Here is a 25,333-nt window from a genome sequence, read left to right as displayed (position 1 = left end):
CTTTCTTCACCACCCACAACCAGCGCCCCTGAGAGCACCAGTCGCTTCGAAAACCAGAGGTATTCAGCAGCGAAGCCTGCCAGTGTATGTCATTTTGGGTGCCGAAGCCAACACGAGATGAAAAGAATCTTGCAGTGAGACCGCTCCACAGCTTGCCGCGTCGCTTGATCTCACTGCGCTCCCCAGGCGCGACTCCATTCGCCCCCTTATATATAGAGGCGTACGCCCCCCCAACTAGGGCGCCATCGAGCAACTCCCGCAGCACCCCCATGACAGCAGATACATTCACCAACCTGCATCGGCTCAGCCACCAATGAAAAAGGCCCGTCGGACATACGTCCGACGGGCCTTTGAACCAACTCAACTACAGCCGGCCGCTCAGCGCCCGGCCCAGCCTTGCTTAGTAATAGCGCGAGCTGTTCATGCGGCGCATCGCTTCGTACAGCGTGGGCATGCGGACTTCTTGCGAACGACGGTTCATGCGAGCCAGTGCGTCGACCTTGGCGACGGCTTCGACCGACACGACGTCGTCCGACTGCTGACGCCACACCGCGGCTTGCAGCTCTTGCATGATGCGCGGATCGCTCTGGGCGGTCGCCAGGAAGCGGGCGTCTGCACGCGCTTGCGCACGGCGCTCTGCAGCTTCGCGCCACAGGGTGGCCAGGCTGCTCTTGCGGACCGAGCCGACGAAGAGTGCGAACAAGGCGATGGCGGCGACGCAGAACACGGTCCATGCGGCGAGCAGTGCGCCTTCGTCCCAGCTGGAGACGATCTTGTCGGCGACCACGAGCACGGCGGCCGCGAAGGCCAGCACGAACAGTGCAATCAGAGGACGGGCGCCGTGGGCGCCGGCACGGGCGGCCTGGATCTGGCCGAAGAGAACTTCGGCGCGACGGACGCCGGGATGTTCGGTGGGTTGGTCAACGTGGACAAAGCTGGTCATGATGCATCCCTCCTGGGGATAAGTGGTAATCAGTGGTGGCGAACAAGGCCGATGCCCTGATATTAGGGATTACCCCAGTGTTCCGCCACTTTATCTTTCTGATGTTTATCATTCATATCGCTGATGGACGTCAATTTCCGCACATTCGATCTCAACCTGCTGCGCGTCTTCGACGAGGTGATGGCAGAGCGCAACCTCACGCGCGCCGCCCGCAACCTCGCGATCACACAGCCGGCCGTGAGCAACTCGCTGCGCCGCCTGCGCGAGTTGCTGGGCGACGAGCTGGTGCGGCGTTCCGGTGCGGGCGTGGAACCCACGCCGCGCGCGCAAGCCCTCTGGCCGACGGTGCGCGACGCCTTGCGCCAGCTGCAGCACACGCTGGCGCCCGGCGAGTTCGATGCCGGCACCGCCGACACGACCTTCCTGCTGGCCATGGCCGACGCCACGGCCGCCGAACTCATGCCGGGCCTGGTGAAGATTGCGGAAGAAGAAGCCCCGGCCATCTCGCTGCGCGTGCTGCCGCTGACCACGCGCGACCCGCGCCGCATGCTGGAGCACGAAGAAGTCGACATGGCGATCGGCTACTTTCCCGCCGTGATCGCGAGCCTGGCGGCGCGCGGCCAGTCGGGGGTGGGGGTGCCGTTCGAGACCCAGCGGCTCTACCTGGGCCAATATGTATGCGTGATGCGACGCGGCCATCCGCTGGCCAGCGCACCGCTGACGCTCGACAGCTACTGCACGGCACGGCACCTGCTGGTGAGTTTTTCGGGGCGGCCGTACGGCTTCATCGACCAGACGCTGGGCGCCATGGGACGCGAGCGGCGGATCGCGGTGACGGTGAACCAGTTCTTCACCGCCGGGCGCGTGGTCGCGAATTCGGACCTGCTGGCGGTGCTGCCGCGTCACTTCGTGAGCGTGACGGGCATCGAGAATCAACTGGTGGTGCGGGACCTGCCCTTCGACCAGCCGCCGGTGCATGTGGATGCCATCTGGCACCGGCGCGCCCAGCATGGGCATTCGCACGAGTGGCTGCGTACGGCGCTGTTGCGCTCGGCGGCCGCGGCGTTCGCGGGCTCGGTCCACGGACAGGCGTGACCTGCCCTTGGATCCCGGGTGCGCCGCACGGGGCGGCGCGCGTCAGCGAATTACCTGACGACGCTGAGCCAGGCGGAAGCCGCTGCACGCAGTTCTTGCGCGTGGTGCGCACCGCGACCGGCACGGCTGTCGGCGCTTTCCATCAGCGCGGCAGCGTGGCTGGCGGGGGTCTGGCTCGGCGACGAACGGAAGAAACGGGCCACTTGGGCAAGAAGACTGAACATGACGGTGCGCGGCTTGTGGCTGCGACGGGGTTGATTAACGATGGATGTAGATTAAGGGTAATCCCTAGCAAAGCAAGCCCTAGGTTATGCATCTCACGCATAGTGCGATTCACCTAGACTGACCCGACGATGAAGCTGCAACTGCTCTCCGACCTCCACCTGGAATCCCACCCCAACTTTCATGCCGACCCCATCCCGGGCGCCGACCTGCTGGTGCTCGGGGGCGACATCGGCTCCTACCAGGAAGGCTCCCGCCTGGCGGACACCGACTTCGGCCTGGGCCGCTTCTCGCCACGCAAGGGCTGGCCGACGCCAGTGGTCTACGTGCCGGGCAACCATGAGTACGACAACCTCGACTTCGACGCGACGCATGCGCGCCTGCGGGCGCTGTGCGACGAGCTCGGCATCCTCTGGCTGGAGCGCGAGACGCTGGTCATCGAAGGCATCCGCTTCATCGGCACCACGCTGTGGGCCGATTTCGACGCGCTGGTCGAGCCCCGCGACGGCCTCGCCGAGGCGCTCAAGAAGCGCGGCAAGGCGATGCGCGCGGCCGATTTCTACCTGGAGAAGATGGCCGGCACGCGCAACGGCAAGCCCTTCATGGCTGCCGAAATGAGAGAGCAAGCGCTCACCTGCCAGACCTGGTTGCGTGATGCGCTGGCCCAGCCCTACGACGGCACGACGGTGGCCATCACCCATTTCGCGCCCAGCCTCGCGAGCGCCGATCCCCGCTATGGGCTCACGCCCGGCACCGCGGGTTTCTGCAATTCGCTCGACGAGCTGCTGCCGCATGCGCAGCTATGGCTGCACGGCCACCTGCATTGCCCGTTCGACTATGTGAAGGACGGCTGCCGCGTGGTCGCCAATCCGCTGGGCTACCGAAGCAACGGCGAGCAAGAGGGCTACCAGCCCCAGCTGCTGATCGAAATCCGCTGACCGGCCGTTTCGCCGCTCAGGCGGTGCGCCCCTTGGCCACGAGCCGGATGCCCGGCATGAGCTCGGCCGCGAGTTCGGGCCGCTCCAGCGCGTAGTCGAGATTCATGCGCGCGATCTCGACGTGCTCCTCACCGAGCGCCTGGGCGCGCGAGCCCTGGCCGCGCTCGATGGCCTGCACCATCGCGTGGTGCGTGCGGTGCGCCTGGCGCATCCACTGCTGGCCCTCCTCCATCGACGACTGCATGGGCAGCATCGCGCTGGGTGCGGCGAAGGGCTGGCCGCCGAGCATGTCCATCACGCGCTTGAGCGCGAGGTTGCCGCAGCCTTCGAGGATCAGCCGGTGGAAGCGGTCGTTCATCTCGACGTAGGCCGCGTAGTCGTCGATCTCCATGCTGGGCTTGTTGACGGCGCGGTCACCATCTTCCAGGCAGTCCTTCAGGTCGCGCAGCAGCTGGCGCGACACGCCGTCTTCCGCCAGCAGGCGGGCGGCAAAGCCTTCGATCACACCCCGCACGCGGATGGCGTCGGCCACTTCCTGCGAGGTGAAGCGGCGCATCTGGTAGCCGCCGCTGGGCGACTGCTCGATGAGCCCTTCGTGCTCGAGGCTGGCCAGCGCCAGGCGCACCGGCGTGCGCGAGGCCCCGAGCTTCTCGGCCAGCGGGATCTCGGCCAGCCGCTCTCCGGGCACGAATTCGCCCTTGAGGATCAGGTCGCGCAGTTGCACGAGCACGCGGGATTGTTGGGAGTCCATCGGTAGGCGCCAGGGCAACAAGGAGAGGGATGAATGGGCGGATTCTAGGAGACCCGCCCGCCACTGCACGCAGCATAGCCAAACGGGCGCGGTTGTTGCATGCACTGCAAACAGAAGTGTGTCAAAAACACACAACCACCTCAGAGTTAACCCTATATATGACCGGTTCAAGCCCCAAAACAGGGCAAATCGGCCGATGAAAGTTTGACCTTTGTCAAAAATCACCAAGACAATGCATACAACTGCATGCAATGCCTGCAGGCCTTCTGACAAAGACCTCTCGATGGAGCCCGCACGATGATCAGCGCCGAGCAAAACGATTTCATCACCCGCGTCGGACCCGGCGCGCCCGCCGGCAAGCTGCTGCGCCGCTACTGGCAGCCGGTGGCCCTGGCCGACGAACTGGCGGGTCCGCGCCCGGTCAAGCCCGTGAAGCTCATGGGCCAGGACTTCGTGCTGTTCCGCGACGAGAGCGGCCAGCTCGGCATGCTCGACCGCGACTGCCCGCACCGCGGTGCCGACCTGGCCTTCGGCCGGCTGGAAAACGGCGGCATCCGCTGCGCCTTCCACGGCTGGCTGTTCGACGCCAAGGGCAACTGCCTGGAGACCCCGGCCGAACCCGCCACCAGCAAGCTGTGCAGCCGCATCAAGCAGTCGGCCTACCCGGTGGTCGAGAAGGCCGGCATCGTCTTCGCATACATCGGCGAGGGCGAGCCCCCGGCCTTCCCCGACTTCGACTGCTTCGTCGCGCCCGACAGCCACACCTTCGCGTTCAAGGGCCTCTTCGAATGCAACTGGCTGCAGGCGCTTGAAGTGGGCATCGACCCCGCGCACGCCTCGTACCTGCACCGCTTCTTCGAGGACGAAGACACCTCCGAGAGCTACGGCAAGCAGTTCCGCGGCGCCTCGGCCGACTCCGACATGCCCATCACCAAGGTGCTGCGCGAGTACGACCGCCCCGACATCAGCGTGGAGCCCACCGACTACGGCTTCCGCCTGAAGGCGCTGCGCAAGCTCTCCGAAGACACCACCCACGTGCGCGTGACCAACGTGGTGTTCCCGCAGGCCTTCGTGATCCCGATGAGCGCCGAGATGACCATCTCGCAATGGCACGTGCCCGTGGACGACACGCACTGCTACTGGTATGCCGTGTTCACCAGCTTCACCGGCCCGGTCGACAAACAGCAGATGCGCGACCAGCGCCTGAAGCTGTACGAGCTGCCCGACTACACCTCGCGCAAGAACAAGCGCAACAACTACGGCTTCAGCATCGAAGAACAGCTGACCGAGACCTACACCGGCATGGGCGACGACATCAACGTGCACGACCAATGGGCGGTGGAATCGCAAGGCGCCATCCAGGACCGCACGCGCGAGCACCTGGGCAGCACCGACAAGGGCATCATTGCCTACCGCCGCGTGCTGGTGAAGGCCATCGAGGCCACGCTCGCCGGCGAAACCGCGCCGATGCTCATCGACGCCGCCCAGGCCAGCGCCATGACCGGCCCGCCGTCGATCGACGGCATCGGCAAGGTGGTCGACGAAGCCGCCACCGAGGCCTACTGGCAGGACGCCGACCGCGCGCGCCGCCTGAAGTCCGACTGGGCGTCCGCACGCCTGGCCGCTGCCGCTGCCTGAGCACGCGCCATGAACAGCCACACCTTCGTCGACCGCTTCGGTCTCTGGTCGCCCGACCAGCATGCGCAGGCGCGCGAACTCGTGCGCCGCATCGACAGCGGCGAGGTGGACACCGTCCGCTTCGCCTGGCCCGACCAGCACGGCCTGCTGCGCGGCAAGACCCTGGTCGCGGGCGAGGCGCGCTCGGCCCTGTGGGAGGGCGTGAACCTCACCTCCACCCTGCTGGCCAAGGACACCTCGCACAAGACCGTGTTCCCCGTGTTCACGCAGGGCGGCGGCTTCGCCATCGAGGGCCTGCAGGGCGGCGCCGACTTCACCATCGTGGCCGACCCCGCCACCTTCAAGGTGCTGCCCTGGGCGCCGCGCACCGGCTGGATCCTGTGCGACGCCTACATGGCCGACGGCCGGCCCTGCCCCTTCGCCACGCGGCAGATCCTGCAGCGCGCGGTGACGCAGCTCGACGAGCTCGGGCTGGACTTCATCGCCGGCCTCGAGGTCGAGTTCCACGTCTTCAAGCTCGAAGACGCGCGCATGGGCCTGGGCGACTCGGGCCAGCCCGGCGAACCGCCGCGCGTGTCGCTGCTCTCGCATGGCCACCAGTACCTGACCGAGCTGCGCTACGACCGCGTCGACGGCCTCATGGAACTGCTGCGCTCGCAGCTCGTGGCGCTCGGCCTGCCGCTGCGCTCGCTGGAGATCGAGTTCGGCCCGAGCCAGTTCGAGCTCACCTTCGGCCCCACGGCCGGCGTGACGCCCGCCGACACCATGGTGCTGCTGCGCAGCGCCATCAAGCAGATCTGCCAGCGCGCCGGCCTGCATGCCACCTTCATGTGCCGCCCGAAGATCCCGAACGTGATGTCCAGCGGCTGGCACCTGCACCAGTCGCTGCGCCGCAAGAGCGACGGCGTCAACGCCTTCATGCCCGAGCCCGGCGGACGCGACCTCAGCGAGATCGGCATGCACTACCTCGGCGGCCTGAAGGCGCACGCCTGCGGTGCGGCCGCGCTCGCCAGCCCGACGATCAACGGCTACCGCCGCTACCGCCCCTTCTCGCTCGCGCCCGACCGCGCGATCTGGGCCCGCGACAACCGCGGCGCGATGCTGCGCGTGCTCGGCGGCCCGGGCCAGAACGCCTCGCGCATCGAGAACCGCGTGGGCGAGCCGACGGCCAACCCGTACCTGTACCTCGCGTCGCAGCTGTTCTCGGGGCTGGACGGCATCCACAACAAGACCGACCCCGGCCCCTCGGCCGACGCGCCCTACGAAACACCGGCCGAACAACTGCCGCGATCGCTCGGCGACGCCCTCGCCTGCCTGCGCAAAGACGAGATGCTCAACACGCAGATGGGCAAGACCTTCGTCGACTACCTGTGCCACATCAAGGAAGCGGAAATCGCCCGCTTCAACCTCGAAGTCTCGGAGTGGGAACACCGCGAGTACTTCGACATGTTCTGAACCCTTCTTTCATGCCCACGATCCACTACATCCTCAAGGACGGCAGCACGCGCGAGGTCGACGCCAAGGTCGGCGCCAGCGTGATGGAGACCGCCATCCGCGGCAACGTGCGCGGCATCGACGCCGAGTGCGGCGGCTGCTGCTCGTGCGCGACCTGCCACGTCTACGTCGACGACGCGTTCCTCGAACTGCTGCCGCCGCCTGACGACATGGAAAGCGCGCTGCTCGATGCCGTCGCGTCCGAGCGCCGGCCCGGTTCGCGCCTGAGTTGCCAGCTCAGCGTGAGCGCCGCCCTCGATGGCCTCACGGTGCGTGTGCCCGATACACAGGTCTGACCAACGTGTCGGGCATCATCGCCCGCTGCCCAACATCCGGTTACAAGCCAGCGGCGCCCGTGCGGCGCATTCCACTCCCACTGAAAGGCGTTTTTTCATGACGACGACGATGACCAAGCGAACCCTCCTCTCGACCCTGCTGCTCGCCGGCCTCGGCATGGCGGGTGCCGCTCAAGCCCAGACCACGGAGCCGCTGCGCATCGGCCTCATCGCGACCTACTCCGGCCCCTACGCCGACTACGGCCGCCAGTTCGACGCCGGCATCGCGCTCTATCTGAAGGAGCACGGCGGCAAGGTGGGCGGGCGCGCCGTCGAAATCATCAAGAAGGACACCGCCGGCCCGGCGCCCGACGCCGCCAAGCGCATCGCGCAGGAACTCATCGTGCGCGACAAGGTGAGCATCCTCACCGGCCTGGACTTCAGCCCCAACGCCTACGCCGTGGGCGCCATCGCCACGCAGGCCAAGATCCCCACGCTGGTGATGAACGCCGCCTCCTCGGCCATCACCACCAGCTCGCCCTACGTGGCGCGCCTGTCGTTCACCGTGCAGCAGGTCACCGACCCGATGGCGCGCTACATGCTCAAGCAGGGCGTGAAGGACGCCTACACCGTGGTCGCCGACTACGCCTCGGGCGTGGACGCCGAGACCGCGTTCAAGAAGGCCTTCACCGCCGGCGGCGGCAAGGTCTCGGGCGAGGTGCGCACGCCGATGAACAACCCCGACTTCTCGGCCTACGTGCAGCGCATCAAGGACGCCAAGCCCCAGGCCGTGTTCTTCTTCTTCCCCTCGGGCGTGATGCCGCCGGCCTTCCTCAAGGTGTGGAAGGAGCGCGGCATGGAGCAAGCCGGCATCAAGCTCTTCGCCACCGGCGAAGCCACCGACGACAGCTACCTGGACGCCACCGGCGACGTGGCGCTGGGCCTGGTCACCAGCCACCACTACTCGTTCGCGCACAACTCGCCCAAGAACCAGAAGTTCGTGAAGGACTTCGCCGCCGACAACGGCGCCAAGCTGCGCCCCAGCTACTTCGCCGTGACCGCCTACGACACCATGGCCGCCATCGACCTGGCGCTGGCCAAGACCAAGGGCGACACCGCCGGCGACAAGTTCATGGACGCGCTCAAGGGCCTGAGCTTCGAGAGCCCGCGCGGCCCGATCGAGATCGACGCCGCCACGCGCGACATCGTGCAGACCGTCTACATCCGCAAGACCGAGCGCGCCAACGGCCAGCTGGTGAACGTGGAGTTCGACAAGTTCGAGCGCGTCAAGGACCCGGCCAAGGAAGCCGCTCCCAAGTAAGCCAACGCCAGCCAGCACGCAGCAAGCAGGAAATTCATGGGCATCGTGATCTTCGATGGAGTGGCCTACGGCATGCTCCTGTTTCTCATCGGCGTGGGCCTGTCCATCACGATGGGACTCATGAATTTCGTCAACCTCGCGCACGGCAGTTTCGCGATGGTGGGCGGCTACGCGGCCAGCGTGCTCATGAACCAGTGGGGCCTGGGCTTCGGGCTCTCGCTGGCGGCGGCCTTCGTGGCGGCGGCCGTGGTGGGCGCGGTGCTGGAGTTCGTGTTCTACCGGCGGCTGTACCGCGCGCACCCGCTGGACCAGGTGCTGCTGTCGATCGGCGTGGTGTTCGTCTCGATCGCCGCGTTCACCTACTTCTTCGGCCCGACGATGCAGCCCTTCACGCTGCCGAAGGCACTCGAGGGCCAGGTGTCGTTGCTCGGCCTCGAAGTGGGCCGCTACCGCCTGTTCCTCATCGGCTGCGGCGTGGCCGTGCTGGTCGCGCTGCTGCTGGGCCTGGGCAAGACGCGCTACGGCGCGATGGTGCGCGCCGCCGTCGACAACCAGCGCGTGGCGGGCGGCACCGGCATCCACGTGCAGCGCCTGTTCTTCCTGACCTTCTCGCTGGGCTGCGGCCTGGCGGGCCTGGGCGGCGCGCTGAGCCTGGGCATGCTGGGGCTGGAGCCGTCGTTCCCGCTCAAGTACCTCGTCTACTTTTTGATGGTGGTGTGCGTGGGCGGTGCGGGCACCGTCACCGGGCCTTTCATCGCGGCGCTGCTGGTCGGCATCGTCGACGTGGCGGGCAAGTACTACCTGCCTGAAACGGGCGCCTTTCTCATCTACGTGTTCATGATCGTCATGCTGCTGGTGCGCCCGAACGGCATCGTCGCCAAGAAGGGGCTCGCATGAAGCCGCTGAGCCTGTCCCCCGCGCAGCTGCGCGTGGCCGAAATCGCCTTCTGGCTCGCGCTCGCCTCGAGCTTCTTCCTCTTGCCCGACAAGCTCACGCTGATGAGCCAGATCATGATCTTCGGGCTCTTCGCCGTGTCGCTGGACATGGCGCTGGGCTACGCGGGCATCCTCACCGTGGGCCACGCCGCCTTCTTCGGCGCGGGCGCCTACGCGGCCGGCCTGCTCGCCAAGTACGGCTGGAGCGAGCCCTTCACCGGCCTGGCGTTCGCGCTCGCCGTGTGCGGCCTGCTGGGCTACGTGCTGAGCTACCTGGTGGTGCGCGGCGCCGACCTCACGCGGCTGATGATCACCATCGGCGTGTGCGTGCTGCTGTTCGAGCTGGCCAACCGGCTCTCGGGCATCACGGGCGGCACCGACGGCCTGCAGGGCGTGGTGATCGCGCCGGTGCTCGGCCTGTTCGACTTCGACCTCTACGGCAAGACCGCGTTCGGCTATGCCTTCGGCGTGGTGCTCGCCATGTTCCTGCTCGTGCGGCTGGTGCTGCGCTCGCCCTTCGGCCTGGCGCTGCGCGGCATCCACGACAGCCGCAAGCGCATGACGGCCATCGGCTCGCCGGTGGAAGCGCGCCTGCGCATGGCCTATGCGATGTCGGCCGCGGTGGCCGGCGTGGCGGGCGCGCTGCTGGCGCAGACCACGCAGTTCGTGGGCATCGAATCGATCAGCTTCAACCGCTCGGCCGAAGTGCTGATCATCCTCGTGCTCGGCGGCACCGGGCGGCTGTATGGCGGCCTCATCGGCGCCATCGTCTACATGCTGGTGCACGACTGGTTCGCCGACATGAACCCGCAGTACTGGATGTTCTGGCTCGGCATCTTCCTGATCGCGGCCGTCATGCTCGGGCGCGGCGGGATCATGGGCGCGCTCTCGCGCGTGGTGCGCACGGGGAAGGCGCGATGAGTTCCACCACCGCAACCACCACGCACGCGCTGCGCACGCAGAACCTGGGCATCCGCTTCGGCGCCTTCCAGGCCGTGAGCGACGTCAACCTGTCGCTCGAACCCGGTGCGCGGCAGGCGCTGATCGGCCCCAACGGCGCCGGCAAGACCACGCTCATCAACCTGCTCACGGGCGTGTTCAAGCCCACCAGCGGCCAGATCCACCTGGGCCCGCGCGACATCACGCGCCTGCCCGGCGACAAGCGCGCCCGCATGGGGCTGGCGCGCACCTTCCAGATCAACACGCTGTTCCCCAGCCTCACGCCGCTGCTGTCGGTGGTGCTCGCGATCAGCGAGCGCGAAGGGCTGGGCGCCACCTGGTGGCGGCCGCTCAAGGGCTGCACCGCCGTGTTCGACGAGGCGCATGCGCTGCTGGCCACGCTGAAGCTCGACGCCCTGGCCGACGTGCCCGTGGCCGAGCTGGCCTACGGCAAGCAGCGGCTGCTCGAGATCGCGCTGGCGCTCGCCGCCAAGCCCCGCATCCTGCTGCTCGACGAGCCCGCCGCCGGCGTGCCGGAGGACGAGAGCGGCGAACTCTTCGAAGCCATCGCGGCGCTGCCGGCCGACATCAGCGTGCTCTTCATCGAGCACGACATGAAGCTCGTGTTCCGCTTTGCGCGCCGCATCTCGGTGCTGGTGGGCGGGCGCATCCTCACCGAAGGCACGCCCGCCGAGATCGGCGCCGACCCGCGCGTGCGCGAGGTCTACCTGGGAAGCTCGCACCACCATGGCTGAATCCGCCGCACTCGCCTTCGACCGCGTCACCGCCGGCTACGGCAACGCCGTGGTCCTCGACCGCCTCGACTTCTCGCTGCGGCCCGGCGAAAGCCTGGCCATCCTCGGGCGCAACGGCGTGGGCAAGACCACGCTGCTCGAAACGCTGATGGGCAACACCCGCGTGATGCAGGGCGCGATCCGCTGGCAAGGCGCCGACATCACGCGCTGGCCCGCGCACCAGCGCGTGCGCGCGGGGCTGGGCTGGGTGCCGCAGGAGCGCGAAGTGTTCCCCTCGCTCACGGTGGAAGAAAACCTCACGGTGATCGCCCGCCCCGGCAGCTGGACCTTGCAGCGCGTGTACGAGTTCTTTCCGCGCCTGCGCGAGCGGCGCGGCAACTACGGCAACCAGCTCTCGGGCGGCGAGCAGCAGATGCTGGCCATCGGCCGCGCGCTCATGACCAACCCGAAGCTGCTGCTGCTCGACGAGCCCATGGAAGGCCTCGCGCCGATCATCGTGGAAGAGCTGGCGGCAGCGATCCGGCGCCTGTGCGAATCGGAAGGCCTGGCCTCGATCGTGGTGGAGCAGCACCCGGTGCTGGCCCTGGACATGACGCACCAGGCGATCGTGCTGGAGCGCGGCACCGTCGTGCATGCGGGCCCGAGTGCGGCGCTCGCGGCCGACAAGGAACTGCTCGAAGGCTTGCTGGGCGTCGGCATCGCCGAGGCGCCGGCCGGCTGAACCGTCAGGCCAGCAGGCCGATCCGCCGGGCACCGACAAAGAAACGCCACGACGCCAGTCCGCCGGCGATCAGGCTCACGCCCCACGACAGCCACACGCAGGTGTACAGGATGAAGGCCAGGCCGACGTCCACCACGGGCGCCAGGAAGGTCGTGTCCTTGCCGAACAGCACGTGGGTGCCCAGGCCCCACCACACGAAGTACGGCAGCACGGCCAGGCACAGGCCGTAGACGAGGCTGGCCACCAGCGGGCCCAGGTACTCGCGCAGCACGGCCCAGCGCACGAGGAAGAACAGGGCCAGGTCCAGCAGCACCAGGGCCAGCAGGCCGAGGCCCAGGATGAGTTCGAGGGTCATGGCCGCACTGTAAGCACGCCGACCCGCGACAGGGCCGCGCGTGCGCCGGCGTACCGGCAGGCGCTACCGTGCGCCGCAGCGCGCGGTACGCCTCGACCGCATCAGCTCAGCATCTGCCCGCGGCTGCCGATCACGGCCACGTCCACGAACTGGCCGCCTTCGCGGTTGGAGCGGCCGTAGTTGATCTTCACGCCGCCCAGGTCGAAGTTCTCGATGCTCGCCATGCCGCCGAGCACGGCGGCGCGCGTCGGCGCGGGGCCGGCGCGGCGCAGGCCCTCGGCCAGCACGGCGGCGTTCATGTAGCCCTCCAGGCTGGTGAGCGAAAAATCCTTGGTGCCGTTGGCCACCATGTCGGCCTGGTAGCGGCGCACGATCTCGAACTTGGTCGAGTACGGCGACGGCACCACGATCACGAAGCCCAGGCCGCGTGCCAGGTCGCCCATGGCCGACAGCGCGCTGGCCGTGATCGACAGGCCGTAGGCCGAGCTGCTGTTGCCCGCGCCGCGCAGCGCCTTCAGGAACACCGGCGCCGTGCCGGCCAGGCCGACCACCACCACCTGCGGCTTGGCCTTGGCGATGGCCTCGGCGGCCGGGCCCACTTCCATGCTCGTGGTGTTGGGCGTGGTGGCGATCACCGCCGGTTCCAGCTTGGCCTTGGCCAGCGCGTTCTTGAACGCCGCCAGCACCGACTGGCCCAGCGGGTCGTTCGAATGCACGAGGCCGATGCGGGTCTGGCCCAGCACGGCGGCCGTGCTCACCAGCTTGTCGACCTCCTGGTCGTAGTTGGCGCGCACCCAGAAGGTGTTGGGCGAGGTCTTCTTGCGCAGCGCGATGGTGCCGGTGATCGGGCCGACCACGGCCATGCCGGGCACCGCGTCCATCACCTCGGCGGTCTGGCGCGTGCCCAGCGGGTGCACCAGCGCGAGCACCGAGCTGTCCTTTTCGAAAGCCAGCGCGTTGGCCTTGGCCACCTCGGGCTTGAAGGTGTCGTCGGCCATCACGAGCTCGACCTTGCTGCCGTGGATGCCGCCGGCCTTGTTCAGTGCGTTGAAGAACGCGCTGGAGCCCTGGTACAGCCCCTGGCCGTTGGCCTTTTCGACGCTGCTGTTGTCGAAGGTCGTCCCGATGCGGATCGCACGGTTCTGCGCGAACGCCGGAAATCCCAGCCCGACGCCGGCCGCGGCGGCCGTCGTGGCGGCCAGCCCGGAAAGAGCGCGGCGGCGGCTGGTGGAAAGCGGCGCGGTCGACTCGCGCGGCACGGGGACGGTCATGATCAAAGCCTCCAATAGTCGGTGACAAAAGTTCACATTTCAAACAGAAATGTAACGCACCTCACTGGATCGGTCATGACAAACCCTAGAGCAGCTCCTCACCCACGATGGGTAAAAGCAACCAGTTCTTGAAGCGCAGCCAGAGGAATTCGCCCGGTTCGTCCTCGTGCACGATGTCGCCGCCGGCATCGTCGTATTCCAGCCACTGCACGCGCCGCCCGCCCGGCGCGAGCCGCAGCCGGTAGCCCAGGTTGACGCGCTCGCCGTTCATGAGCTTGTCGTAGTCCTGCACCAGCCGCGGGCTGTCGATCACCAGCCCCATCTCGGTGTTGACGGCGGCCGAGCGGTGGTCGAGGTTCATCGAGCCGACGAAGAAGCGCTCGTCGTCCACGATGGCCAGCTTGGCGTGCAACCGGCTGATCGACTTGCCGAAGTCGCCGAAGCGCCCCGAACGCCCGGTGAGCGTGGGCGCGATCTCGTAGATGGTGACGCCGATCTTCAGCATGTCGGCGCGGTAGCGCTCGTAGCCCGCATAGGCCAGCGGCTCGTCGGTGGCGCCCAGCGAATTGGTGACCACCGTGATGCGGCCGCCGCGCTCGATGGTCGCCTTCATCATCGCCATGCCACGCGCGCCCGGAATGAAGTACGGCGAGCCGATCTTGACCTCGTGCTTCGCCGCCTGGATCACACCGAGCGCGCCCTCGGTCACGCTGCCGCCGTAGGCCGCCTCGGCCTTGCGCGTGATCTTGTCGGGGTCGTCCACGAACAGCGTGGCCGGGGCCCAGTAGCGGTCGATGCGGCCGGTGGTGAGCTGCTCGCCGAGCGGCGACTTGTTCAGGATGTCGCGCTGGCGCATGGGCACGTCGGGCACGGCCGCGCGCGCCAGGGTGTCGAAGCGCCGCTGGGCTTCTTCCACCGGCACGCGCCGCGGCGCGATGCGCTCGATGGGCCAGGCATGCTCGCTGTTCCAGTAGCGGTCGAAGCCCTCGGACATGCGGCGCACGATCGGCCCGCTGGAGAGCACGTCCATGTCGATGAAGTTCGCCGCCGTGCTGCGCATGAAGTACTCGTTGGCGATGTTGCGCCCGCCCGAGACCGCAAAGCTGTTGTCGGCCACCAGCAGCTTGTTGTGCATGCGGTGGTTGATGCGCCCGAAGTCGCCCAGCGAGAACAGCAGCCGCGCGGCCAGCGAGCCGGCGCGCGAAGGCAGCGGGTTGAACAGCCGCACCTCGATGTTCGGGAAGGCCGAGAGGCTGCTGAACACCTCGTCCTCCCCCGCCGTGTACAGGTCGTCCACCAGCAGCCGCACGCGCACGCCGCGCGCGGCGGCCTCGCGCAGCTCCTTGAGGAACAGCAGGCCGACGTCGTCGTTGCTGATCAGGTAGTACTGCACGTCGAGCGACTTCTGCGCATGCCGCGCCAGCGAGATGCGCGCATCGAACGCGAACGCTGCCTCGGGCAGCAACCGGAAGCCCGACAGCCCCGCCGCCCCGCCCTGCGGCGCGTCCTGGGCGGCCAGCCGGCCCAGGTCGGTGTCGGCCACGTCGGTGATCGCGTTCGTGAGCACCGGGTGCGGCTGCGGCGGCGGCAGGCTGGCGCAGCCCGCGAGCCAGGCGAGGGCCAGCCCGCTCGACACCAGGGCGACAAAGCGACGAAGGCGGAACAGGGCGGCGGCCATGGGTCGCACTGTAGCGCCGCAGAGCCCGGCCGGGGCGGCATGCCGCCCTATGATCAACGGCACACACGGCAGCCAACGAAAAGAAGGAAAAAACGCGTGCTCAATGGGTTGTGGCTGGGGTTCTTCGGGATGGCGGCGCTCGCAGCGCTGGGACGGTGGCTCGTCGGCGGCGACCCGACCGTGTTCGCGGCGCTGGTCGAAAGCCTGTTCGCGATGGCGCGGCTGGCCGTCGAGGTGATGGTGCTGCTGTTCGGCACGCTCACGCTGTGGCTGGGCTTCCTGCGCATCGCGGAAACTGCCGGCCTCGTCGGATGGCTCGCGCGCCTGCTCGGGCCGCTGTTCCGGCGGCTGATGCCGGGCGTGCCGGCCGGGCACCCGGCGCTCGGGCTCATCACGATGAACTTCGCGGCCAACGCGCTGGGGCTGGACAACGCCGCCACGCCGATCGGCCTGAAGGCCATGCGCGAGCTGCAGCGACTGAACCCCGACCCCGTGACGGCCACCAACGCGCAGATCCTGTTCCTGGTGCTCAACGCCTCGTCACTGACCTTGCTTCCCGTCACCATCTTCATGTACCGGGCGCAGCAGGGCGCCAGCGACCCGACGCTGGTGTTCCTGCCGATCCTGCTGGCCACGAGCGCCTCGACGCTGGTGGGCCTGCTGTCGGTGGCGGTGGTGCAGCGCCTGCGGCTGTGGGACCCGGTGGTGCTGGCCTACCTGGTGCCGGGCGCGCTGCTGCTGGGCGGCTTCATGGCGCTTTTGGGCACGCTGTCGGCGGCGGCCATCGCCTCGCTGTCGTCGCTGCTGGGCAACCTCACGCTGTTCGGCGTGATCATCGTGTTCCTGGCGGCCGGCGCGATCCGGCGCGTCAAGGTCTACGAGGCCTTTGTCGAAGGCGCGAAGGAAGGCTTCGACATCGCGAAGCACCTGCTCCCCTACCTCGTCGCGATGCTGTGCGCGGTGGGCGTGCTGCGCGCCTCGGGCGCGCTCGACTTCGCGCTCGACGGCCTGCGCTGGCTGGTGCAGGCGGGCGGCTGGGACGCGCGCTTTGTCGACGCCATGCCGACGGCGCTCGTCAAGCCCTTCTCGGGCAGCGCGGCCCGCGCGATGCTCATCGAGACCATGAAGACCCAGGGCGTCGACAGCTTCCCCGCGCTGGTGGCCGCCACCATCCAGGGCAGCACCGAGACCACGTTCTACGTGCTGGCGGTGTACTTCGGCGCGGTGGGCATCCAGCGCGCCCGGCACACCGTGGCCTGTGCCTTGCTGGCGGAGCTGGCGGGGGTGGTGGCTGCGATTGCGGTCTGCTACTGGTTCTTCGGCTGAGCCCGCTTACTTGCGGGGCTCGACCACCGGGAACATCAGGTCGAAGTTGTCGAGCATCCCGAACAGCTCGCCCAGCTTCGCCCGGTTGCCGTCGATCTTCACGAGCCCCGACTGCACGGCCTCCGGAAAGGTCGTCTGCTTCAGGGTGATCGCGTCGAGCGTTGCCCGGCTCAATGTGACCGTGGCATCCGCGCCCGCCGCCTGCAGGTTCTTCACATGCGTGAGCGCCGAGTTCTCCAGTGTCAGCACGAACTTCTGGTTCGAATCGGTGAAGTTCCAGTTGACCACCATCGTCTTGCCCTCGGCCTTGGCCGCGTCGAGCCGCACGCCGAGGAAGTCGAAGAAGAGCTCGTTGCTCACCGCCTTCAGCGTGTCGCCGTTCGCGCTGCTGCCGCCCGGGATCTTCGGCACGCCGTTGCGCAGTTCCATCGCGCCCACCAGGTAGGCGCTGCGCCACGTGCCCGCCTCCGACTGGTAGCCCATCTGTTCGAGCGCGTCGGCGCCGAGTTCGCGTGCCGCGCGGTTCGCCGGGTCGGCGTACACCACCTGGCTCATCGCGCTGGCCACCCAGCGGTACTCGCCCTTCTTGAAATCTTCGCGGGCGCGCGCCACCACCGCGTCGGCCCCGCCCATGTACTCGACCGTCTTCTTCGCCTGCGCCACCGGCGGGAGCGGGTTCAGGTTGGCCGGGTTGGCGTCGTACCAGCCCAGGTACTTCTGGTAGACCGCCTTCGCGTTGTGGCGCAGCGTGCCGTAGTAGCCGCGCGTGGACCATTCCTGCTCCAGGCTCGCGGGCATGCGCAGCGTCTCGGCGATCTCGGACGCCGTGTAGCCGTGGTTCAGCAGGCGCAGCGACTGGTCGTTGATGAACTTGTACATGTCGCGCTGCTTCTTCAGCAGGTCGACGATGCGTTCGCGCCCCGTGGTGGGCCAGTGGTGCTGCGCGATGAGCACGTCGGTCTTGTCGCCGAAGGCCACGCGGGCCTCGTCGATGTACTTGGCCCACAGGTTGCCGTCGCGCACCTCGGCGCCGCGGATCGTGTACAGGTTGTGCATGTTGTGCGTCACGTCCTCGGCCATGTTGAGCACGCGAAACTGCGGCAGGTACATGAGCATCTCGGACGGCGCCTCCGAGCCCGGCACCAGCTGGAACACGATCTGCACGCCGTCGATGGTGCGCTCCTCGGTGGTCTTCTCGATGGTCGAGGTGGGCGCGATCAGCGTCACGCTGCCGCGCGCCAGCGCCTTGCCCAGCCCTGTGTCGACCTGCCCGCGCGCGCCCGGCGGCAGCAGCGTGCCGAACTGGTACTGCGAGCGCCGGTTCATCGCGTTGCCCGCCAGGATGTTCTCGGCCACCGCCGATTCCATGAAGCCCGAAGGCGCGATCACCTGCACCTTGCCCGCGGCCACATCGGCCTCGCTGACCACGCCCTTCACGCCGCCGAAGTGGTCGGCGTGGCCGTGCGTGTAGATCACCGTGCCGACCGGCTTCTTCGGGCGGTGCTGGTAGTACAGCTCGAGCGCGGCGCGCGCGGTCTCGGCGGCCAGCAACGGGTCGATCACGATCAGCGAGGTGTCGCCTTCGACGATGGTGACGTTCGCCAGGTCGAAGCCGCGCACCTGGTAGACGCGGTCGGTCACCTTGAACAGCCCGTGAATCGCATTGAGCTGCGCCTGCCGCCACAGGCTCGGGTTGACCGTGTCGGCCGCCTCGTTCGCCTTCAGGAAGTCGTAGGGCTTCATGTTCCAGACCGGGCGCGGGCCGCTGCCGCTCACCAGTGCGTCGGGCACGGTGCCGATGAAGCCGCGCATCGCGTCCTCGAAGTCCTGCTTGTTGGCGAAGGGCAGCGCCTTCGCCATGTCGGCGTTGGCCTTCAGCGTGACGGGCTCGGCCGCCTTGGGCGCCACCACCGGCTGCGCGGTGGCGGTGAAAGCGCAGGCCCAGGCGACAAGGGCCAGGGAGAAACGGCGGGGTACGAAAGAAGCGGCAGGAGCAATGCGGGTCATCGATGTCTCGGAGTTGGGGTCTGTCGGACGACGGGGGCACGGGAAGGCAGCGGCCGATTTTCGGAACCACTCAACCCCTTGGCAAATGCAAAATGTGCGCTTGCTTTTGAACCAAAACGCAAAATGCAGCTGCGCCACCTCCAGCACCTGATCGCCCTCGCCGAGCAAGGCAGCTTCGGGCGTGCCGCGCAGGCCGTGCACCTGTCGCAGCCCGCGCTCTCGCGCAGCATCGACGCGCTGGAGCAGGCGCTGAAGGCCCGCCTCATCGACCGCGCCTACGGCACCGTGCGCTTCACGCAGGCCGGCGAGCTGGTGCTGGCGCGGGCCCGCGAGCTGGTCGCCGACGCGCGGCAGATCCAGCGCGAGGTGCAGCAGCTCGAAGGCCTCACGCTCGGCAGCCTCAATGTGGGCCTGGGCCCGTTCGCGGCCGGGCTGCTCGGGCGCGCGGCGCTCTCCCTCATGACGCAGCGCCACCCGCAGTTGCTGATGCGCATGGAAGTGGCCGACACCCCCACCCTCAGCGAGCGCCTGCACCGGCGCCAGATCGACCTGTTCATTGCAGACACCCGCGACCTGAAGAAGCAGCCCGGCCTGAAGCTGGCGCGGCTGCCCAACGTGCCGGTGTCCTTCTTCGTGCGGCCCCGGCATCCGTTGCTCAAGCAGCCGGCGCCGGTCACGCTCGAGCAGCTCATGGACTACCCGGTGGCCGGCCCCAACCTGCCGGCCGAGGTGGCCGCGCATTTCGACCGGCAGATCCGCCGCACCGACCGCGGCGTGTTCAACGTGACCTGCGACGACGCCGACACGCTGCGGCACCTCGCGCTCACGGCCCACGCGGTGATCCTCGCGCCCCACGCGCCCGGCCTCGCGCCCGAGACCGCCGCGCTCGCGCCGCTGCCGGTGGCGGGCCTGTCGCGCATGCGCACCCACTACAGCCTGGTGACGCTGGCGGGCCGCACGCCCTCGGCGGCCGCCACGGTCTATACCCGGCTGGTGACCGAGTTGCTCGGGCCGGTTCAGCAGCCCGCCAGAGCCTGAGCCAAAATGGCCCCTTCTCCGCCGTTCACCGCCTTGCCGTCCGTTCTCCCGTGACCACCTCCCGCCGGGCCCAGCCCCCCTCCTTCTCGCCCGGCGAATTCCGCAAGGCACTCGGCATGTTCGCCACCGGCGTGACCATCGTCACCGCACGCGCGGCCGACGGCAGCCTGGTCGGCCTCACGGCCAACTCGTTCAACTCGGTGTCGCTCGCGCCGCCGCTGGTGCTGTGGAGCCTGGCGCGCGCGGCCGCGTCGATGTCGGCGCTGCGCGCCGGCTCGCACTACGCGGTCAACATCCTGGCCGCCAACCAGAAGGCGCTGGCGGAGCGCTTCGCCACCAAGAACATCGACCGCTGGGCCGACGTGGCCTACACCGACGGCCTGGGCGGCGCGCCGGTGCTGCAGGGCGCGGCGGCGAGCTTCGAGTGCTTCAACCGCAGCCGCTACGACGAAGGCGACCACGTGATCTTCGTGGGCGAGGTGGAGCGCTGCACGCACGACCCCGACGCCTCGCCGCTGCTGTTCCACGGCGGGCGCTTCTACACCGAGCACCCGTTGTGAAACACCCCGCGCTGCTGGCCGTCCTGCTGCTCGCCGCGCGGATCGCCACGGCGCAGGGCACCACTGAGCCATCGCCGCTGCGGCAGAACTGGTTCGACGACCCCTTCTTCCAGGTCGCCGCGGGCCTGCCGGCCTGCCCCATGCCGCAGGGCCCCTACTACACCGCCGAGGAACGCCGCGCGCAGACCCACTCGCGGCTGGAGCGCGGCACCAGCTGCTGGCTCGCCGGCAAGTGCACCGACAGCAACGCCTACCGCTACGACAAGCCCCTCGCGCCGAAGGTGCGTGCCGCGCTGCTCGCGGTGCCCGGCGTGCGCCGCGGCAGCGTGTGGGTCACGGTGCAGCGCCGCTGGGTCTACCTGCAGGGCTGCGTGCCCAACGCGGCGCTGGCCCGCAAGCTCGAACGCGCGGCGCGCACCGTGGCCGACGTCGAGACCGTGGTGCCCGACCTGATGGTGGGCACGCGCGGCAAGCCGCCCTACCCGCTGGCCGGGCACTGAGCGGCGCCGCACGGGTTCTTCGCCGGCGCGATACGATCATCGGATGAATTCCGCGGCCCGTGCCGCCACCGATTGACCGCGAATGATCCAGCGCAAGACCCACCTCGACTCCCTGGCCATCGGCCTGCTCATCGTCTGCTGCGCGTTCTGGGGCCTGCAGCAGATCCTCATCAAGACCACCGTGACCGAGGTGCCGCCGCTGTGGCAGGCCACGGTGCGCATGGTCGGCGCGGTCGTGCTCCTGTGGCTGTGGTGCGTGGTGCGGCGCGTGCCGCTGTTCGAGCGCGACGGCACGCTGTGGCCCGGGCTGCTGGCCGGCCTGCTGTTCGCGGGCGAGTTCGCCGGCATCTACCTGGGGCTGCAGCACACCAGCGCTTCGCGGCTCACGGTGTTCCTCTACACGGCCCCGTTCTGGGTCTCGCTGCTGCTGCCGCGCTGGGTGCCGGCCGAGCGGCTGCGCGGCTTCCAGTGGCTGGGCCTGTTCATCGCCTTCGCGGGCGTGGTGCTGGCCTTCAGCGAAGGCTTCGGCCACATGAGCTCGTCGCAGCTCATCGGCGACGGCATGGCGCTGGCGGCCGGCATGCTCTGGGGCCTGACCACGCTCACGCTGCGCACCACGCGCCTGGCCACGGCCAGCGCCGAGAAGACGCTGTTCTACCAAGTGGCCGTGACCGCCGCCGTGTGCCCCCTGCTGTCGCTCGCGCTGGGCGAAACCTGGGGCTTCTCGTACTCCGCCTGGGCCTGGACCTCCATCGGCCTGCAGACGGTGGTCGGCGCCTTCGCCAGCTACCTCACGTGGATGTGGCTGCTGCGGCACTACCCGGCGACGCAGATGTCGTCCTTCACCTTTCTCACGCCGCTGTTCGCGCTGATCTTCGGCGTGGCGCTGCTGAAGGAGCCGCTCACGCTGCAGCTGGTGGTGGCGCTGATCGGCGTGGCGCTGGGCATCGTGCTGGTGAACCGGCGGCCTGCGGTACAACGCCCCGCATGAGCAAGAAACTCCACCGGTTCCAGCCCGTCCTCGACGAGATCGTCGCCACCCTGCGCCTGCAGCTCGGCCAGGGCGGCACCGTGGCCAGCTACATCCCGGCGCTGGCGCGCGTCGATGCGCGGCAGTTCGGCATCGCGCTGCGCACCTGCGACGGCGAGGAAGCCGGCGCGGGCGACTTCGAGACGCCCTTCTCCATTCAAAGCGTGTCCAAGCTCTTCACGCTCACGCTCGCCATGCAGCGCATGGGCGACGCGCTATGGGAGCGCATCGGGCGCGAGCCCTCGGGCAACCCCTTCAACTCGCTGGTGCAGCTGGAGAACGAACAAGGCAAGCCGCGCAACCCCTTCATCAATGCCGGCGCCATCGCGGTGGCCGACCGGCTCGTGAGCCAAGCCAAGGCCAGGGGCGGCAGCGCCAAGGCCGACATCCTCGCGCTCATGACCAGCCTGTGCGGCGAGCGCATCGACTTCGACGGCGAGGTGGCGCAGTCGGAGGCCGACACGGGCTTTCGCAACGTGGCGCTGGCCAACTTCATGAAGAGCTTCGGCAAGATCGACAACGACGTGGCCGAGGTGCTCGACACCTATTTCCACCAGTGCGCGCTGCGCATGAGCTGCCGCCAGCTCGCGCGCGCCGCCGCCTTCCTGTGCCGCGACGGCGCGCACCCGATCCCCGGCGAGCCCGAGGTCACCGGCGAGCGCCAGACACGCCGCATCAATTCGCTGATGCTCACCTGCGGCACCTACGACGCGGCCGGCGACGTGGCCTTTTCGATCGGCCTGCCCTGCAAGAGCGGCGTGGGCGGCGGCATCGTCGCGGTGGTGCCCGACCAGCTCACGCTGTGCGTGTGGTCGCCGGCGCTCGATGCCACCGGCAACTCGCTGCTGGGCATGAAGGCGCTGGAGCTGTTCGTGGCGCGCACCGGGCTGTCGGTGTTCTGACGCCCGCTCAGGCCGCGACGGCCACGGGCGCCACGGGCAGGCAGCCCATGCCGTCGAGCGCGGCCTCCACGGCCTCTTCAAGCGGCGTGTGCGGCTCACGGCCCAGAAAGGCCACCAGCTTCGCGTTGTCCATGCCCACGGGCGTGCGCCACAGGTAACGCATCTCGCGCAGCTCGCGAAAGGTGACGACGAAGGGCGAGGCCAGCGCCAGCAGCCACCAGGGAAAGGCCGACACGCGCACCTGGGCGCCGGTGCGCCGGGCCACCACCTTGCGGATCGCGTCGCTCATGCGCATGCCGTCGGCGTCCCAGTGGCCGGCCATGTGAAAGCGCGCGAAGGGCGCGAGCCGGTCGCGCCGCGCCAGCAGCTCGACCATGGTGCGGGCCACGTCCGGCAGGTACGACCACTGGTGGCCGACACCGGGGTCGCCGGGGCAGCTGACGGCCCGGACGGGCTGCCCCGCCTTCACCAGCCCCTGCGAGAACCAGTTGTTGCCGGCCTTCGGGCCGAAGAAGTCGCCGGCGCGCACGATCAGCACGCGCGCGCCCTGGCGGCTGGCGTCTTCGAGGCGCCGTTCCATCTCGACGCGGATCGCGCCCTTGGCGGTGAGCGGGCGCTGCGGCGAGTCTTCGGCCAGCAGCGGGAAGGCATCGGGGCCGAAGTTGTAGACCGTGCCGGGCAGCACGACGGTCGCGCCCTCGGCCTTCGCGGCGGCGAGGGTGCTGTCGAGCATCGGCAGCACCAGCTCCGACCAGCCGCGATAACCCGGCGGGTTGACCGCATGCACGATGACCGCGCAGCCCTTCGCGGCCCGCCGCACGGCCTGCGCGTCCATCGCGTCGCCGGCCAGCCAGGTGATGCCCTCGCGCTTTCCTTCGACCGCGCCGCGCTTCAGGGCGCGCACCTCCCAGCCCGCATCGCACAGCTGACGGGCCACCTCGCCGCCGATGCCGCCCGTGGCGCCGAGCACCAGAACCGTGTTGTCGTTGCGTGCCATGAAATGCTCCTGAACAGTGATCGATGGACGAATTCTGGGCAGGATAGGGTTCGAATGGAATTGCCGAACATGCACCACCAGCCATACATTTCCGTATGACCTGGAACATCAGCTGGGAGCTGTACCGCTCCTTCCTCGGCGTGCTGCGCGAAGGCTCGCTCTCGGGCGCGGCGCGCGCACTCGGCATCACGCAACCCACCGTCGGGCGCCACGTGGCGGCGCTCGAAGAAGCGCTCGGCGTGGTGCTCTTCACGCGCTCGCAGGTCGGCCTGCTGCCCACCGAAGTGGCGCTGGCGCTGCGCACGCATGCCGAGGCCATGGAAAGCACCGCGGCCTCGCTGCAGCGCGCGGCCAGCAGCCAGGGCGACGGCGTGCGCGGCGTGGTGCGGGTGTCGGTCAGCGAGGTGGTCGCGGTGGAGGTGCTGCCGCCCGTGGTGGCGCGGCTGCGCGAGGCGCACCCGGCGCTGAAGGTCGAGCTGGTGTCGACCAACCGCGTGCAGGACCTGCTGCGGCGCGAGGCCGACATCGCCGTGCGCATGGTGCGGCCCCGGCAGGCGCAGCTGGTGGCACGCCGCATCGGGAACATCGAGCTGGGCTTTCATGCGCACACGAGCTACCTCGCGCGCCACGGCACGCCGCGCACGCCCGACGACCTGGCGGCGCATGCACTCATCGGCTACGACCAGCCCTCGGCCTTCGTGCGCGAGGCGATCAAGTCGTTCAAGTCGGTCACGGGCTTCACGCGCGACGCCTTTGCGCTGCGCACCGACAGCGACCTCGCGCAGCTGGCCCTCATCCGCGCGGGCGCGGGCATCGGCGTGTGCCAGGTGGGCCTGGCCAAGCGCGACGCCGCGCTGGTGCGCCTGCTGCCGCGCGCGCTCTCGCTCAAGCTCGACACCTGGGTCACGATGCACGAGGACCTGCGCCACAGCCCGCGCTGCCGCGTGGCCTTCGACGCGCTGGTCGAGGGCTTGCAACAGTACGTTGGCGCGGCTTCCACGCCCACGCCCCGGGCGACAATGCCCCGCGCAAGACCCAAAGCTTCCCCCTGAATGACGACGACCGACTCCCCCGACCACCTCCCCCTGCAGGAACCCCGCCTCTGGCGCGACGACCTCTGGACCGCCCGCATCATCAAGAACGAGGAAGACGACGGCTGGGCCGTCGAGATGACCCGCCACGGCGACCCCGAGCCCGCGCTCGTCGGCCCCTGGACCATGGGCCGCGACAAGAAGAACCCCAAGCCGCTGGACACCCCCGCCTTCCACACGCTGGTGAAGACCGCCGCCGAGGTGATCCGCCGCCACGAGCAGCAGCTGCACGCCACGCTCAACAAGAGCGTGACCGTCACCGCGCGCAACGACCAACGCGTGCGCGTGGCGCTGTCGATCGTGCCCGACGAAGACAACCCCTCGGCCACGCTCACGGCGTATGACGATGCCGACGACTCGGAGCTGGCGAGTGTGAACGTGTCGCCCGCGTTCCGGCTCACGACCTCGAGCGCCACCGCGTGGATCGAGTCGGACTACGCACGCCCGCGCAGCTGATGTGTTCAGGCGCTGCGCGCGAATAGCACACGCGCCGCCCTTTCGCCAATTAGCGAAAAAGCGTATGTTCACGCCGGGGTGAGTTGAGAAGAATC

General features: G+C 68.8%; 25 protein-coding genes. 18 read left to right on the top strand and 7 right to left on the bottom strand.

The window, feature by feature from the left end:
- Positions 1-400: 400 nt before the first annotated feature.
- Positions 401-943, bottom strand: coding sequence for a hypothetical protein (locus AC3WQR_RS15075; RefSeq protein ID WP_492742539.1), 543 nt, complete (start codon positions 941-943; stop codon positions 401-403).
- A 123-nt stretch (positions 944-1,066) separates the two neighbouring features.
- On the opposite strand from AC3WQR_RS15075, the gene AC3WQR_RS15070 reads away from it, so the two are divergent.
- Both AC3WQR_RS15070 and AC3WQR_RS15065 read left to right on the top strand, forming a co-directional pair.
- On the top strand, positions 1,067-2,038 hold the full coding sequence (locus AC3WQR_RS15070; protein WP_062470498.1) for a LysR family transcriptional regulator: 972 nt from the start codon (positions 1,067-1,069) through the stop codon (positions 2,036-2,038).
- Between the two features lie 353 nt (positions 2,039-2,391).
- A complete protein-coding gene (locus AC3WQR_RS15065) occupies positions 2,392-3,198 on the top strand; it encodes a metallophosphoesterase (RefSeq protein WP_492742538.1) in 807 nt (268 codons plus the stop codon).
- Positions 3,199-3,214: 16 nt separating this feature from the next.
- Here AC3WQR_RS15065 and AC3WQR_RS15060 read toward each other — a convergent pair whose 3' ends face one another.
- Positions 3,215-3,949: a GntR family transcriptional regulator gene (locus AC3WQR_RS15060; RefSeq protein WP_062470492.1), complete on the bottom strand. Its 735-nt coding sequence runs from the start codon at positions 3,947-3,949 to the stop codon at positions 3,215-3,217.
- Positions 3,950-4,246: 297 nt separating this feature from the next.
- Here AC3WQR_RS15060 and AC3WQR_RS15055 point away from each other — a divergent pair, with 297 nt between their 5' ends.
- From AC3WQR_RS15055 to AC3WQR_RS15020, 8 genes are all read left to right on the top strand, one after another.
- Entirely contained in the window at positions 4,247-5,587 is a 1,341-nt protein-coding gene (locus AC3WQR_RS15055) for an aromatic ring-hydroxylating dioxygenase subunit alpha (RefSeq protein WP_492742537.1), read from the top strand.
- A 9-nt stretch (positions 5,588-5,596) separates the two neighbouring features.
- A complete protein-coding gene (locus AC3WQR_RS15050; RefSeq protein WP_492742536.1) occupies positions 5,597-7,042 on the top strand; it encodes a glutamine synthetase family protein in 1,446 nt (481 codons plus the stop codon).
- Between the two features lie 11 nt (positions 7,043-7,053).
- Positions 7,054-7,377 carry a 2Fe-2S iron-sulfur cluster-binding protein gene (locus AC3WQR_RS15045; RefSeq protein WP_492738571.1) on the top strand — a complete coding sequence of 108 codons (324 nt, stop codon included), beginning with the start codon at positions 7,054-7,056 and terminating at the stop codon, positions 7,375-7,377.
- Positions 7,378-7,474: 97 nt separating this feature from the next.
- Positions 7,475-8,677, top strand: coding sequence for an ABC transporter substrate-binding protein (locus AC3WQR_RS15040; protein WP_492742535.1), 1,203 nt, complete (start codon positions 7,475-7,477; stop codon positions 8,675-8,677).
- Positions 8,678-8,713: 36 nt separating this feature from the next.
- The gene (locus AC3WQR_RS15035) at positions 8,714-9,574 is read left to right on the top strand and encodes a branched-chain amino acid ABC transporter permease (RefSeq protein WP_062470478.1); all 861 of its coding nucleotides are present in this window, start codon (positions 8,714-8,716) and stop codon (positions 9,572-9,574) included.
- On the top strand, positions 9,571-10,533 hold the full coding sequence (locus tag AC3WQR_RS15030) for a branched-chain amino acid ABC transporter permease (protein WP_307696760.1): 963 nt from the start codon (positions 9,571-9,573) through the stop codon (positions 10,531-10,533). The genes AC3WQR_RS15035 and AC3WQR_RS15030 overlap by 4 nt, the downstream gene beginning before the upstream one ends.
- On the top strand, positions 10,530-11,306 hold the full coding sequence (locus AC3WQR_RS15025) for an ABC transporter ATP-binding protein (RefSeq protein ID WP_492742534.1): 777 nt from the start codon (positions 10,530-10,532) through the stop codon (positions 11,304-11,306). The genes AC3WQR_RS15030 and AC3WQR_RS15025 overlap by 4 nt, the downstream gene beginning before the upstream one ends.
- Positions 11,299-12,027 (top strand): ABC transporter ATP-binding protein, encoded by a 729-nt coding sequence (locus AC3WQR_RS15020; RefSeq protein ID WP_487850448.1) that lies wholly within the window; start codon positions 11,299-11,301, stop codon positions 12,025-12,027. Before AC3WQR_RS15025 ends, AC3WQR_RS15020 begins: the two co-directional genes overlap by 8 nt.
- A gap of 4 nt (positions 12,028-12,031) precedes the next feature.
- Here the strand turns inward: AC3WQR_RS15020 and AC3WQR_RS15015 are convergent, their stop codons facing one another.
- From AC3WQR_RS15015 to AC3WQR_RS15005, 3 genes are all read right to left on the bottom strand, one after another.
- Positions 12,032-12,382, bottom strand: coding sequence for a hypothetical protein (locus AC3WQR_RS15015; RefSeq protein WP_492742533.1), 351 nt, complete (start codon positions 12,380-12,382; stop codon positions 12,032-12,034).
- A 101-nt stretch (positions 12,383-12,483) separates the two neighbouring features.
- Positions 12,484-13,653, bottom strand: a complete 1,170-nt coding sequence (locus AC3WQR_RS15010) for an ABC transporter substrate-binding protein (protein WP_070061347.1) — start codon at positions 13,651-13,653, stop codon at positions 12,484-12,486.
- 85 nt (positions 13,654-13,738) lie between these two features.
- Positions 13,739-15,331 carry a phospholipase D family protein gene (locus AC3WQR_RS15005; protein WP_390347450.1) on the bottom strand — a complete coding sequence of 531 codons (1,593 nt, stop codon included), beginning with the start codon at positions 15,329-15,331 and terminating at the stop codon, positions 13,739-13,741.
- Positions 15,332-15,427: 96 nt separating this feature from the next.
- Between AC3WQR_RS15005 and AC3WQR_RS15000 the strand changes: the two genes are divergently transcribed.
- On the top strand, positions 15,428-16,657 hold the full coding sequence (locus AC3WQR_RS15000) for a nucleoside recognition domain-containing protein (protein ID WP_062470462.1): 1,230 nt from the start codon (positions 15,428-15,430) through the stop codon (positions 16,655-16,657).
- 6 nt (positions 16,658-16,663) lie between these two features.
- Here the strand turns inward: AC3WQR_RS15000 and AC3WQR_RS14995 are convergent, their stop codons facing one another.
- Positions 16,664-18,664: an alkyl/aryl-sulfatase gene (locus AC3WQR_RS14995; protein ID WP_492742532.1), complete on the bottom strand. Its 2,001-nt coding sequence runs from the start codon at positions 18,662-18,664 to the stop codon at positions 16,664-16,666.
- Positions 18,665-18,787: 123 nt separating this feature from the next.
- Here AC3WQR_RS14995 and AC3WQR_RS14990 point away from each other — a divergent pair, with 123 nt between their 5' ends.
- From AC3WQR_RS14990 to AC3WQR_RS14970, 5 genes are all read left to right on the top strand, one after another.
- The gene (locus AC3WQR_RS14990) at positions 18,788-19,702 is read left to right on the top strand and encodes a LysR family transcriptional regulator (RefSeq protein ID WP_492742531.1); all 915 of its coding nucleotides are present in this window, start codon (positions 18,788-18,790) and stop codon (positions 19,700-19,702) included.
- A 50-nt stretch (positions 19,703-19,752) separates the two neighbouring features.
- On the top strand, positions 19,753-20,262 hold the full coding sequence (locus tag AC3WQR_RS14985; RefSeq protein ID WP_354346178.1) for a flavin reductase family protein: 510 nt from the start codon (positions 19,753-19,755) through the stop codon (positions 20,260-20,262).
- Positions 20,259-20,762 carry a BON domain-containing protein gene (locus tag AC3WQR_RS14980; RefSeq protein ID WP_492742530.1) on the top strand — a complete coding sequence of 168 codons (504 nt, stop codon included), beginning with the start codon at positions 20,259-20,261 and terminating at the stop codon, positions 20,760-20,762. The genes AC3WQR_RS14985 and AC3WQR_RS14980 overlap by 4 nt, the downstream gene beginning before the upstream one ends.
- Positions 20,763-20,844: 82 nt before the next feature.
- Positions 20,845-21,753: a DMT family transporter gene (locus AC3WQR_RS14975; RefSeq protein ID WP_492742529.1), complete on the top strand. Its 909-nt coding sequence runs from the start codon at positions 20,845-20,847 to the stop codon at positions 21,751-21,753.
- On the top strand, positions 21,750-22,694 hold the full coding sequence (locus AC3WQR_RS14970) for a glutaminase (protein WP_492742528.1): 945 nt from the start codon (positions 21,750-21,752) through the stop codon (positions 22,692-22,694). The genes AC3WQR_RS14975 and AC3WQR_RS14970 overlap by 4 nt, the downstream gene beginning before the upstream one ends.
- A 7-nt stretch (positions 22,695-22,701) precedes the next feature.
- Here AC3WQR_RS14970 and AC3WQR_RS14965 read toward each other — a convergent pair whose 3' ends face one another.
- Positions 22,702-23,691: an NAD-dependent epimerase/dehydratase family protein gene (locus tag AC3WQR_RS14965; protein ID WP_492742527.1), complete on the bottom strand. Its 990-nt coding sequence runs from the start codon at positions 23,689-23,691 to the stop codon at positions 22,702-22,704.
- Between the two features lie 95 nt (positions 23,692-23,786).
- On the opposite strand from AC3WQR_RS14965, the gene AC3WQR_RS14960 reads away from it, so the two are divergent.
- Both AC3WQR_RS14960 and AC3WQR_RS14955 read left to right on the top strand, forming a co-directional pair.
- Entirely contained in the window at positions 23,787-24,743 is a 957-nt protein-coding gene (locus tag AC3WQR_RS14960) for a LysR family transcriptional regulator (protein WP_492742526.1), read from the top strand.
- Positions 24,744-25,238: a hypothetical protein gene (locus AC3WQR_RS14955; RefSeq protein ID WP_070061358.1), complete on the top strand. Its 495-nt coding sequence runs from the start codon at positions 24,744-24,746 to the stop codon at positions 25,236-25,238.
- The last annotated feature ends 95 nt before the right edge of the window (positions 25,239-25,333 follow it).

It is taken from the genome of Variovorax sp. FW305-3-2-15-B-LB1 (genome assembly GCF_058787635.1).
This window is presented reverse-complemented; position numbering and strand designations above follow the sequence as displayed.